Source organism: Roseobacter sp. TSBP12 (assembly GCF_009129705.1).
Classification (GTDB): domain Bacteria; phylum Pseudomonadota; class Alphaproteobacteria; order Rhodobacterales; family Rhodobacteraceae; genus Celeribacter; species Celeribacter baekdonensis_A.
On sequence record NZ_PYIB01000062.1, the window covers coordinates 119,002 to 129,999 of the forward strand.

11 protein-coding genes are annotated in these 10,998 nt (G+C 57.9%); 4 read left to right on the forward strand and 7 right to left on the reverse strand.

Annotation, left to right across the window (positions count from 1 at the left end; genetic code table 11):
• Window positions 1-1,083, reverse strand: a complete 1,083-nt coding sequence (gene mutY, locus C8029_RS19005) for an A/G-specific adenine glycosylase (RefSeq protein WP_009570550.1) — start codon at window positions 1,081-1,083, stop codon at window positions 1-3.
• A 102-nt stretch (window positions 1,084-1,185) separates the two neighbouring features.
• Between mutY and C8029_RS19010 the strand changes: the two genes are divergently transcribed.
• Both C8029_RS19010 and C8029_RS19015 read left to right on the forward strand, forming a co-directional pair.
• Window positions 1,186-1,722 carry a DUF721 domain-containing protein gene (locus tag C8029_RS19010; protein ID WP_040401748.1) on the forward strand — a complete coding sequence of 179 codons (537 nt, stop codon included), beginning with the start codon at window positions 1,186-1,188 and terminating at the stop codon, window positions 1,720-1,722.
• Complete coding sequence (locus tag C8029_RS19015; protein ID WP_009570552.1) at window positions 1,719-2,390, forward strand: DsbA family protein; 672 nt, start codon at window positions 1,719-1,721, stop codon at window positions 2,388-2,390. The genes C8029_RS19010 and C8029_RS19015 overlap by 4 nt, the downstream gene beginning before the upstream one ends.
• Before the next feature lie 4 nt (window positions 2,391-2,394).
• On the opposite strand, the gene lpxK is transcribed toward C8029_RS19015, so the two are convergent.
• Genes lpxK through C8029_RS19030 form a run of 3 tightly spaced genes read right to left on the reverse strand, consistent with a single transcriptional unit; the run spans window position 2,395 to window position 4,928 of the window.
• Window positions 2,395-3,387, reverse strand: a complete 993-nt coding sequence (gene lpxK / locus C8029_RS19020; protein WP_152003515.1) for a tetraacyldisaccharide 4'-kinase — start codon at window positions 3,385-3,387, stop codon at window positions 2,395-2,397.
• Window positions 3,384-4,670, reverse strand: a complete 1,287-nt coding sequence (locus tag C8029_RS19025; protein WP_152003516.1) for a 3-deoxy-D-manno-octulosonic acid transferase — start codon at window positions 4,668-4,670, stop codon at window positions 3,384-3,386. The genes lpxK and C8029_RS19025 overlap by 4 nt, the downstream gene beginning before the upstream one ends.
• Window positions 4,671-4,682: 12 nt before the next feature.
• The gene (locus C8029_RS19030) at window positions 4,683-4,928 is read right to left on the reverse strand and encodes a DUF4170 domain-containing protein (RefSeq protein WP_009570555.1); all 246 of its coding nucleotides are present in this window, start codon (window positions 4,926-4,928) and stop codon (window positions 4,683-4,685) included.
• Window positions 4,929-5,086: 158 nt separating this feature from the next.
• Between C8029_RS19030 and C8029_RS19035 the strand changes: the two genes are divergently transcribed.
• Together C8029_RS19035 and C8029_RS19040 are read left to right on the forward strand one after the other, a co-directional pair.
• Window positions 5,087-5,893, forward strand: coding sequence for an HAD-IIB family hydrolase (locus C8029_RS19035; RefSeq protein WP_152003517.1), 807 nt, complete (start codon window positions 5,087-5,089; stop codon window positions 5,891-5,893).
• Window positions 5,894-5,896: 3 nt separating this feature from the next.
• Window positions 5,897-7,117 carry a glycosyltransferase family protein gene (locus C8029_RS19040; RefSeq protein ID WP_009570557.1) on the forward strand — a complete coding sequence of 407 codons (1,221 nt, stop codon included), beginning with the start codon at window positions 5,897-5,899 and terminating at the stop codon, window positions 7,115-7,117.
• A gap of 62 nt (window positions 7,118-7,179) precedes the next feature.
• Here C8029_RS19040 and C8029_RS19045 read toward each other — a convergent pair whose 3' ends face one another.
• The 3 genes from C8029_RS19045 to C8029_RS19055 form a co-directional block, all read right to left on the reverse strand.
• Window positions 7,180-7,959, reverse strand: a complete 780-nt coding sequence (locus C8029_RS19045) for an inositol monophosphatase family protein (RefSeq protein ID WP_009570558.1) — start codon at window positions 7,957-7,959, stop codon at window positions 7,180-7,182.
• A complete protein-coding gene (locus tag C8029_RS19050; RefSeq protein ID WP_009570559.1) occupies window positions 7,946-9,292 on the reverse strand; it encodes a TldD/PmbA family protein in 1,347 nt (448 codons plus the stop codon). Before C8029_RS19050 ends, C8029_RS19045 begins: the two co-directional genes overlap by 14 nt.
• A 120-nt stretch (window positions 9,293-9,412) precedes the next feature.
• Complete coding sequence (locus C8029_RS19055; protein ID WP_009570560.1) at window positions 9,413-10,945, reverse strand: hypothetical protein; 1,533 nt, start codon at window positions 10,943-10,945, stop codon at window positions 9,413-9,415.
• Window positions 10,946-10,998: the final 53 nt, after the last annotated feature.

Sequence of the window (10,998 nt, forward strand, 5' to 3'; positions counted from 1 at the left end):
TTAGGCTTCCTGATTTGCATCAGACGCTACAGGGTCAGTGGTAAATGTAGAATGAGCGAGGTCAAATGCCTTTCGCATCACGGTCGGTAAATCCGAGGCGCGAAAGGCGTTTTGGCCTCTGAGCGCATAGACCTCCAGCGCGCCCTCGACCTGATCCGCGCGATGAACGGTGAGAATCAGGTGGAAATGGGTAAAGGTGTGACGCACCTCACCCACCTCTATCCAGGCGCCCTCAAATGGCGCGGCCTTTGGATGCGCCTCGCGCCAATCAGTGCCCGGCCAGCCCAACATGCCGCCCAACAGCCCCTTTTCAGGCCGTGTTTCCAACACCCATTCGCCACGCGTCGTGCGCGCGACATAGGCATGTCCATGGCGCGTGGGTTTGGGCTTTTTCGGAGTTTTCAGAGGGAATCGAGCCTGATCTCCGACTTTGCACGCCGCACAAAACGCCATCCAAGGGCAAATCCCACAGGCCGGAGATTTCGGTGAACAGATCGTCGCGCCAAGGTCCATGATTGCCTGAGCATAATCGCCCGGACGCTCATTTGGGGTCAGCGTTTGTGCCAAAGCGGTCAGTTCCGGTTTCGCGGCGGGCAGGGGTGTTTCGAGGCGAAACAGCCGCGATGTGACCCGCTCCACATTGCCGTCCACCACTGTTTCCGGCAGGTCAAAAGCGATCGACGCAATCGCAGCCGCCGTGTAGGGTCCAACGCCCGGCAGAGATAAAAGGCCCTCTCGGGTTTTGGGAAACACCCCGCCATGCTCATCGCGAATGACCCGCGCACATTTCAAAAGGTTGCGCGCACGGGCATAATATCCAAGCCCGGCCCATTCGCCCAAGACCCGTTCATCTTCGGCATTGGCAAGCGCTGTGACCGTCGGCCAAAGCGCAGTAAACCGTTCAAAATAGGATTTCACCGCCGCAACCGTCGTTTGTTGCAACATGATTTCAGACATCCAGATCTGGTACGGATCGGGGCTGATGCCAGCTTTACGATCCTGCGGGGAGACGCGCCACGGCAAGTCGCGTGCATGGCGATCATACCAATCCAAAAGCGTGTCGGCCATTTCCAGTTGTTTCATTCCGTCACGCAATCTTTAGCTCGTGTCATCGGGTTTGTTGTGGCGCGTTTCGTCTGTGGCTCTACAATAGGGCAGACAATCAGATAGACCAGTCGGGAAACCATGGCAGACGTTCAGACACGTGCAAAACGACGCAAACGGGGGTTCGAGAGAACCTCTGGTCTGTTGCAATCGAGGATTCGCGAGGCAACGGAAGCGCGTGGGTTTTCTGAGACCCGGCTTTTGACCCATTGGGAAGACATCGTGGGGGCACAAACCGCCGGTATGTCTCGCCCGATCAAAGTGTCTTACGCCAAAGGCGGATTTGGCGCGACGCTTACGCTTTTGACCACAGGGGCCTTTGCGCCGATGGTTCAGTCCGAAGTGCCGAAAATTCGCGAACGGGTGAATGCGGTCTATGGCTACAACGCGATCAGCCGCATTCATGTGACGCAAACCGCGCCTACGGGATTTTCGGAAGGGCGTGTGGCCTTTTCGATGCCGAAACAGGATCATCGACTGGTGATCACAGAGGATGCGGCGGAAGAGGCCAAATCCATGTCAGAGGGTGCGCAAGACGCCGGTCTGCGTCGCGCCTTGGAGAAATTCGCGAGCACATTCTTGAGCCGCCAAAGCACGCAAACGAAGGAAGACAAATGAACCGACGCATTTTTATGATCACGACCGCCATGGCGGCCCTCGGTGTTGGAGGGGCTTTCTTGTTGAAACCATCCTCTTCGGTGACGAATTTCGTTGTGACGCCGGCCAACGCTCAGGACGTGGCAGAGGTCGATACCTCGGCCATCTCTGATTTGGTGATTGGCAGTTCTGATGCGCCGATTGAGATGATCGAATACGCGTCCTACACTTGCCCGCATTGCGCCAATTTTCATAAGGCTGTGTTTGAGCCTTTGAAAAAAGACTACATCGACACCGGCAAGGTGCGTTTCACCTACCGCGAAGTCTATTTCGACAAATTCGGCCTGTGGGCGTCCATGGTGGCGCGGTGTGGCGGGGAAATGCGATATTTTGGCGTTCAGAAAATCCTTTACGATGAGCAAAAGGATTGGATTGCGGGCGGCAAAGACACGATGGAAATCGTTGAGAACCTGCGCAAAATCGGCAAGCGCGCGGGGCTAACCGACGAGGACCTTGATGCCTGTCTCAATGACGGCGAAATGGCCGAAAAGCTTTTTGCCAAATTCACCAAAGAAATGGCCGAATACGATATCGACGCAACGCCGAGCTTGGTGATTGATGGGGTGAAGCACAGCAACATGAGCTATGCCGATCTCAAGGAGATTCTGGACGCAAAGCTGGCCGAATAATCGTCTAATCCAGCCCCAGACGGGACAAATGCCCGTCAATCTCTGCCCAGTCCGCAAGCTCCAATCGCACAGGCAAAGTGACCACTTTCAACCGAAAGGCGCGGGGCAAACGCACCGCGTCTTTTTCTGTGGTCACAAGTTGCGCATTCAAGGCCAGCGCCTCAACCTCAAGCCGTTTCATCAGTGCCAGTGACAGCGGTTGATGGTCTTTCAGCGCCTCAGCCCGCAACAGATCCACGCCCAACTCCCGCAGGGTTTGAAAGAACTTTTCGGGATGGCCAATGCCCGCAAAGGCCAAGGCGCGCAGGCCCTGCCAGTCCATGCCGGTCGGCAGGGGGACGAGTTGCGCCAAAGCGCGTGGAATCGACACTGATCCAGCCCAATCGCTTGAAAACCGGTCCTGTGCGCGGGTGTCGCCGATGGAAATCAAAACATCCCCTCGCGCCATCCCGGCAGCAACGGGTTCTCGCAACGGACCACCTGGAATCACGCGACCATTGCCAAATCCACGCCAGGCATCGACCACGATCAAGGTCATGTCTTTTTTCACCGACGGGTTTTGCATCCCGTCGTCCAAAATTACCACATTCGCCCCCGCAGCCTCAGCGGCTTGGACGCCTGCGGCGCGATCTTTCGCAACCCAAGTTGAGGTGAAAGCGGCACTCAAAAGCGGCTCATCACCTACATCATCGGCACGGTGTTTACGTTCGTCCACGCGCACCGGCCCCTCCAGTTTGCCACCATATCCACGTGACACCACATGAGGTGCATACCCGCGCGCGATCAGCCGTTGCACGAGCGCGATAGTGGTTGGGGTTTTGCCCGTGCCGCCTGCGTTGATATTGCCAACGCAGATCACAGGAATGCGCGCACGATAGCCGGATTGTGCCACCCGCAGCGCCGTCGCACGGGCGTAAAGCGCGGAAAGGGGGGCCAAAAGCAGCGCTTGCCATCCGGGAGTATTTTGCGGGTTGGACCAAAACAATGGCGGTTTCATGCGCTGATCCTTTCGCGCAGATCGAGAAAATCCTGAACCAAATCCGCCACGCGATCCGTAACTTCGGCGCCAGAGGACGCCACATCCCATGCCGCTTGCGCCATTAACGCGGCCTGATCAGGCGACAAAAGCCGCTCGACCTCTTCGCCCAAAGCGTAGCCGTCGCGAACTTTACGGGCGGCTTTGCCGGTAGATAGGGTGTCATAGGCAGCTTTGAAGTGACTTACATAGGGTCCATGGAGAATGGCAGATCCCATAGCGGCCGCGCCATAGGGGTCAATCCCGCCCCGTTGTGTGAGAGACTGTCCAAGAAAACTGACCGGGGCGGTGCGATACCAAATTCCGCCACTGGAGTGGGGCACGATGATGACTTGCGCGATTTCGGAGATCGCTTTCTCTGGGGTGAGGAGACATACGGTGAGGCCGGCCTTTTCCAACTGCGCAATGACCTGTGTTTCGCTGGCGGAATCGGACAAAGACAGGATGAGTAAAAGTCTGTGCGCGCGTCGCAACGCCCGCTTGTGTGCCCGGATCACTTCGCCCATTTCTGCGGCGTCTACATGTGCGGCAAACCACACAGAGCGGGTGCCGATTTCGGCCACACGCCGGGTCAATTCGGCCTCATCATAAGAGGGTGCAATTCCGCCTTCTTCAAGCAGACCCAGCGCTTCGATTTGATCGGGGTCAACCCCGGCTCGTCGCCAAGCAAGCGTGGCCGCAGCGTTGGCCGTGATGACATGGTCAAAACAGGACAGCACAGCCCCGCGTAAACCGGGGACGTGTTGGTGAATTTCTAGAGTGGGTGTGCTTTTGACGGCGTCGATGGACAGGCACTCGACGCCTCTTTCTTGTGCCGCTTGGATCAAAGCGGGCCTGAACTTGCCCCCGATCCAAATCAAACAATCCGGGTCCCAATGGGTCATGAACCGGCGAATGATGCCCGCGCCTTCTTCGGGTGCCGCGGTGATCGTACACCCGTCCGGGAGCGACCCGGTCGGTGGCGTCACGTCGGCGCCCAAGGTGATCAAGCTGGCGGTGTCCGGGCGGTCTTCGGCCAAGCGGGCATAGAGTTCCATGGCAGGACGCAGAGCCGCTTGGGTGCCGGCATGGAGCCAAACCAGTTCCCCCTTGGCACGCGGCGGTAGATTGTGTGCAAGTCTTTGATTAAAATCAGTTTCTGACAGAACATTTGTTGCTTGAAGTCGCGACAAACGTTCGGTGATCCGGCGTTCGGATCGCCCCATCAGGGTCCTGTAAAGGAGAAAGGAAAGGGCTTTGGCCATGCGGCCTGAACCTCACTCTCCGAGTTCTTCCGTGGCCGAAGCCACGACGTCTTCGTCACGCAGACGATGTAGATGGGCAATGAAATACCGCATATGCGCGTTGTCTACGGTGCGCTGCGCTTCGGATTTCCAGGCGTTATGCGCGGTTTCGTAATTTGGAAAAATTCCGACGATGTGAATATCATCGACATTGCGGAAGACCGTTTTTGACGGATCGACAAGCTCGCCGCCGAACACAAGATGAAGTCTTTGAACCATGGTCTCTCTCCGTTTTGCTTGGCCGCACCCTAGCCCAATGGCGGGGAGGGTCAAGCGGCGCAGAAGTATTGCCCAAATCTTAGGCGCGGGATCGCCAATTTGGATATTGTAGCGGGGCTTCTGTTCCCCTTCTGCGGGCTGGGTGCCATGATGGAAGTATGTTGAAAGACCCAAAGATTGCCCCGCGTCTGATCGTGTTTTCCGATCTTGATGGCACTTTGCTGGATCATGAGAGCTATTCATGGGATCTGGCCCGTCCTGCCTTGGATCAGATGCGCGCTCTGGGGATTCCGCTTGTTTTGGCCAGTTCCAAAACCGCCGCTGAAATAGCTGACTTGCGTTCTAATCTGGGGTTCGAAGACGCGCCAGCCATTGTCGAAAACGGCGCGGGCGTGTTGGAACCGGGCGGTGACGCGACAGCGGATCGAAGCGCACATAGTGCGATTTGCGCGGCACTTTCCGATCTCGACCCCGATTTGCGTCGGTGTTTCACGGGCTTTTCCGACTGGACAATACACGAACTTGCACAGCAGACGGGCCTGTCTTTGGATCAGGCCAAATCCGCCGCGCGACGACATTTTTCTGAACCGGGGCTCTGGCGGGGAACGCCGGAGCAGCGCGCCATATTCGAGACAAATCTGGCGCAAAACGGCATCTTTGCCCGGCAAGGTGGGCGGTATCTTACCCTCTCAATGGGGGCGATCAAAGCCGACCGCATGGCCGAGATTGTGGCGCGGTTTGACCCGAAACCCGTCACCATGGCGTTGGGGGATGCGCCCAATGACGTTGAAATGATCCGTGCCGCGGATCACGGCGTTGTCGTGATGAATTCACACGGGCCGGGTCTACCAGCGCTTGAGGGCGAGGCCACGGGTCGGATTACACGGACGGTAGAACCGGGTCCAAAAGGCTGGAACACTGCGGTGCTGGATCGCATCGCACAGCTCTACACAGAGAGAGGATGACAGATGGCTGATTTTCATCAGGGCGGGCGTGTCGCAACGCTTCACAATCTCCGGCTGAACACCGCAGAAGACCTCAACCGCGAACTCAATGCGTTTGCCACCTCACGCAAGATCACCCTCATCCTACCGTCCCTGTTTTCTGAACTCGAAGGCGACGCGCTTCCCAACATCATCGACGAGCTCAACAAGGTCGATTTCATCCACCGCATCGTGATCGGGTTGGATCGCGCCACCGAAGAGCAATACCGCTACGCCCGCCAGTTCTTTGCCAAACTCAAAGCCGATCATGTGGTGCTGTGGAATGATGGCCCGCGTTTGTCTGCCGTCGATGCGCGGCTTCAGGCGCTTGATCTCTCCCCGTCCGAACCTGGCAAAGGGCGCAATGTGTGGTTTTGCCTTGGCTACACCATCGCGCGGGCCGACAGTGCCGTGATCGCGGTACATGATTGCGATGTTGTGACCTATACGGCGGAAATGTTGGCGCGGCTGGTCTATCCGGTGGTCAATCCGACCTTCCCCTATCAAATGTCCAAGGGTTTCTACCCGCGTGTTGCCGATGGCAAACTCAATGGTCGCGTCACTCGCCTTTTGGTCACGCCGATGATCCATGCTTTGGCCAAGGTGCTCGGCCCCCGCGAGTATCTCGATTTCCTCGCCGATTTCCGCTACCCACTGGCGGGCGAATTTGCCATGCGCACGTCTATTTTGCCGGATATGCGTATCCCGTCGGATTGGGGGCTTGAGATCGGGCTGTTGTCCGAAGCCTGGCGCAATCTCAGCCCGCGTGCCGTCTGTCAGGTCGAAATCTCCGATCGCTATGATCACAAACATCAGGATCTGAGTGAAGAGGATGCTCAAAACGGATTGTCGCGGATGTCCGTCGATATTTGCAAGGCGCTTTACCGCAAACTCGCCGCCGATGGCACGGTGTTCTCAGAGGAAATCTTTCGCTCGATCAAGGCCACCTATTATCGCGGCGCGCTTGATCTGATCGAGACCTATTTCAACGATGCGCGGATGAACGGGCTGCATGTGGATCGCCATATCGAAGAGAAAGCGGTCGAGCTTTTCGCCAACAACATCATTCATGCAGGCAACGTGTTTCTCGATAATCCAATGGAAACGCCGTTCATCCCGAATTGGTCGCGTGTCCATGCCGCCGATCCCGACATCATCGCGTCGATGACCCGCGCCGTAGCGGAGGATATGGAAGAGTATAAATAAGGCGTTTCGGGACAAACACGCGAGCCATGTTTGTCGTGAACCGCTTTAAGCCAAGTTTGGGTCTATTTCAGGCGGGAAAGAATGCCATTGGCCAAGGCCGGACAGCCCGCCACAATCCCATCGAGTTTCGGCGTAGGTTGATTGAACAGGGGAGTTTTGCCGCGCTGGTCGGTGACTTGCCCGCCAGCCTCGGACACGATCAAACTGCCCGCCGCCACGTCCCATTCCCATGTGCCTCTGAGTGAAAACATCGCATCATATCGACCCTGTGCCACCAGGGAGAGGCGATAGGCCAAGGAGGGGCGGAATTTGTGAACAAACTTTGGTGCGCCGCCGATCCAGTGTTCGTCCCTGAGGTGTTGCCCCGTGGCCAAAACCCGCGCACCGTCCAGATCACAACGCTGGCCCGTGCGCAGAGGTTCGTCATTGAGCCAAGCACCATCGCCCTTGATCGCGGTGAAAAGACGGTCGCGCAGCGGCAAATAGACCGCCGCGGCAATGACCTCCCCCTCTTCGGCAATCGCCAAAGAATGCGCCCAATTGTCATCGCCATGAATGAAACTGCGGGTGCCATCAATCGGATCGACAATGAACACCCGTTCCTTGCCAAGACGTTCCGAGGTGGTGTCCACCGTTTCCTCGGACAACCAGCCATAGTCGGGGCGCTCAGACAACAGATACTCATGCAACATCCGGTCCACGGCCAAATCGGCCTCGGTCACCGGACCTTGCCCGTCGCCCTTGTCCCAAACCTCGGGGTTGGCCTTCCAATAGGGCCGGGCGATCTCTCCCGCATTGCGCGCCGCCTCGATCAAAAGTTCAAGGTCGTCAATCGCCAGCAAGTGTCATCCCTTCCACCAAAAGCGACGGCACGACGCGGCTCAGATGCAGGCGCGCGTCATTGGCCGGGATCAATGTGCCCAACATCTCGCGCAGGTTTCCGGCGATGGTGCATTCGTTGACCGGATAGGCAATCTCGCCGTTCTCAACCCAAAACCCACTGGCCCCGCGCGAATAATCGCCCGTGGTCGGGTTGATCGAAGAACCGATCATATTGGTGACCAAAAGCCCGGTGCCCATGTCGCGGATCAAATCGGCGCGGCTTTGGCTGCCTTGGGTCAGGGCGATGTTGGAGGGCGATGGCGACGGGACCGAGGACACGCCACGCGCCGCGTTGCCGGTGCTTTCCAAGCCCAGTTTGCGTGCTGTTGCCAAGTCCAAAATCCAGGACGCCAAGCGCCCGTTTTCCACCAAGGCGCGCTTTTGTGTGGCCAAACCTTCAGCATCAAACAGGCGGGAGGCCGAGGTGCGCGCCCGATGTGGGTCTTCGATCACCGAGAGCGTGGGCGGCAAAACATATTCGCCCATCGCATCGCGCAGCCAGCTTGAGCCGCGCGCCACCGAACTGCCATTGATCGCGGACAAAAGATGCCCGATCAGCGAAGCGGCGACGCGTTCATCATAGAGCACGGGGTAGGCACCGGTTTTCGGCTTGCGCGGCCCCATCCGGTCCAAAGTGCGCTCTGCCGCAATCCGTCCGATCTCTTCGGGGCTGGGCAGGTCCGCGCCAAAAATCCGACCCTCGCCGCAATAATCGCGCTCCATCCCGGTGCCTGTCCCGGCAATGGCGACACAGGAAATCATCCGATCCGTGCGGCTATAGCCGCCGCTAAACCCGTTGGTCGCGGCCATATGGATGCGGCGCTTGCCGTAGGCTGCGGCGGCGGCGTCAATTTGGGTAATGCCCTCGACGGCCAGCGCCGCGGCCTCGGCGCGCAGGGCATCGTCTTTCAATTGTTCGGGATTTGGGTCGTCAGATGGATCATAAAGCTCCAATGCGGAGGCATCGGTAAGGTCGGTGATTTGCGACGGATCGGCTAGGCCTGCGGTGGGGTCTTCGGGGGCGAGGCGGGCCATTTTGACCGCCCGTTCTGCCATGGTCACAAGCGTCTCCGGGCGCGTATCAGAGGCTGACACACTGGCCTGACGTCGCCCGATCAACACCCTGAGGCCAATGTCCACACCCTCAGATCGTTCCGCATGTTCAAGTGCACCTTGCCGGACATTGATCGACACCGACGTGCCATCAATCGCCATCGCATCGGCGGCGTCCGCGCCTGCGGCTTTGGCCGCCTGTAAAAGCGCCTGCGTCAGATCGGAAAGGTCTTGGGCCATGGGAGTTCCTTTGCTGTCCCTGCGTTTGTTTTGGCGCGCGGGTCTGTCGTCTTTATCATGAGTTAGGCCGCCCGCACTCAAAGCGCAAGCGGCCCATAGATTACGTCGCCTAAAGATAACTCAGAACGGCAGGGGTTGACCGTTGGCCAAGATCGCACCGTCTTCCGTCATCTCAAGATCAGAGACCAATTCACCCTCTTTCTCGCCCGGAAGGGTGAACATGCCAAGCATCATCTGCGCCATCGTGGATTCTTCTTGCGGCAAAATCCCCGAGGCTGTGAGCTTATTGATCAGGTCTGTCACCCCTTTGAGGTTCAGCGACATCGTACCCGCAAATGGTGGCATGCCACCGGGCATGGCGGGTTCCTTATCAAGAAATTTGCCAGCCCCAGTGCCCGCAATCGTGGCCCCTGCGAGCGAGAGGAAAATCTCGGGAATTTCGACGGTGTTGACCGCCATACGCGGGGGGCTGTCCGGCTCCATATTTTCGAGGGCGTTGAAGTCAAACAAATCCATTTTGTTGGTCAAAGTGCCGGCAAAATGTAGTTTCAGCGTCGCCGGATCATGCGGCAACTGGCCAGTCGGGTCTGCGATCATCCATGCAAGCTCTGGCAGCGCAAGTTCCTCAAGTCCAATTTCAAGTTCATAGGCCTGCGGCGCGTCCCCGGCTTTGAGCGGAAACAAAACCCCGGCTGTCATGGAGCCAAGGCCAAATTGAATCTGTTGTCCGGGGATCTGTGCGCCGGCCACGGACACCAACATGTCTTTTGCGTGTGCCGTGTAGCCAACAGCGCCATCGTTCAAAGCGAAGTTCAACGTGCTTGACCCGCTGGTCGATGTCAGTTCCATGTCATCGCCCGCCTCCTCGTCCAACACCCGGATCATTGCCGTGCTCGCACCGGACGACAGATCAATGTCCATGGTCGATCCGCCGATTATAGTTGCAAACGCATCGGCACCTTTTGCGCCGGACAAGGACATTGTGCCAGAACCGCGCAAATCGGTTGCGCTGGTGGCCATTTCGACCGTCGTGCCCTCGGTTTCAAACGGCTCAAACCCATAGGTCATCCGGGCCGCGGTAAAATCCATATCCGATGACAAAGCATCGCCATTGCGCAGCATGGTGTAGCTCCCAACGATCCCTTCGATCGACATGTCAACGCTGGGTTGGAGTGTCACGCCTTCCACCACCGCAGGCGCGCTTTTCATCGTCATGGAGCCGCCATCCATGGTATAGCGCATGTCGTTTTTCACGCCCGACACTTCGGTGACGCCGCCAAAGGTCATGTCGACGCGGGTTTCATAGCCGGGCATGTCCAACATCGGGTTGGCGGGGACGCGGCTGATCGAGGTGATTGGCGCGGTGTATTCGATACCGACCTTGCCACCAGACAGCGCCTGAAAGCGGATTTCACGCGCCGTTGAGATCGTTGAGACTGCCCCGGCCGGGTTGGGGATGTCCATCCCATACACCATGTTGCGCACCACCAAAGTGTCGCCCTCGCGGCTTTCTTCGGCGGTGATGTCCATGCCCATTGCGGCCATCATGGATTGGTAATTCTCCCACACCTCTTCGGGCGTGACATCGGCAAATGCTGGGACCCCAATCAAACAGGTCGAGCTGAGAAAAGTTGCAAAAAGTGTGGAACGCATCAGAAGACTCCTAACAGATGCGCGCACAGTTTCGTGATTTGTCGGCAGGGTCA

What these genes read in the sequence shown, in the direction of transcription:
- mutY (WP_009570550.1), bottom strand. Translation starts at nt 1,083, where the DNA reads ATGAAACAACTGGAAATGGCCGACACGCTTTTGGATTGGTATGATCGC.
- C8029_RS19010 (WP_040401748.1), top strand. Translation starts at nt 1,186, where the DNA reads ATGGCAGACGTTCAGACACGTGCAAAACGACGCAAACGGGGGTTCGAG.
- C8029_RS19015 (WP_009570552.1), top strand. Translation starts at nt 1,719, where the DNA reads ATGAACCGACGCATTTTTATGATCACGACCGCCATGGCGGCCCTCGGT.
- lpxK (WP_152003515.1), bottom strand. Translation starts at nt 3,387, where the DNA reads ATGAAACCGCCATTGTTTTGGTCCAACCCGCAAAATACTCCCGGATGG.
- C8029_RS19025 (WP_152003516.1), bottom strand. Translation starts at nt 4,670, where the DNA reads ATGGCCAAAGCCCTTTCCTTTCTCCTTTACAGGACCCTGATGGGGCGA.
- C8029_RS19030 (WP_009570555.1), bottom strand. Translation starts at nt 4,928, where the DNA reads ATGGTTCAAAGACTTCATCTTGTGTTCGGCGGCGAGCTTGTCGATCCG.
- C8029_RS19035 (WP_152003517.1), top strand. Translation starts at nt 5,087, where the DNA reads ATGTTGAAAGACCCAAAGATTGCCCCGCGTCTGATCGTGTTTTCCGAT.
- C8029_RS19040 (WP_009570557.1), top strand. Translation starts at nt 5,897, where the DNA reads ATGGCTGATTTTCATCAGGGCGGGCGTGTCGCAACGCTTCACAATCTC.
- C8029_RS19050 (WP_009570559.1), bottom strand. Translation starts at nt 9,292, where the DNA reads ATGGCCCAAGACCTTTCCGATCTGACGCAGGCGCTTTTACAGGCGGCC.
- C8029_RS19055 (WP_009570560.1), bottom strand. Translation starts at nt 10,945, where the DNA reads ATGCGTTCCACACTTTTTGCAACTTTTCTCAGCTCGACCTGTTTGATT.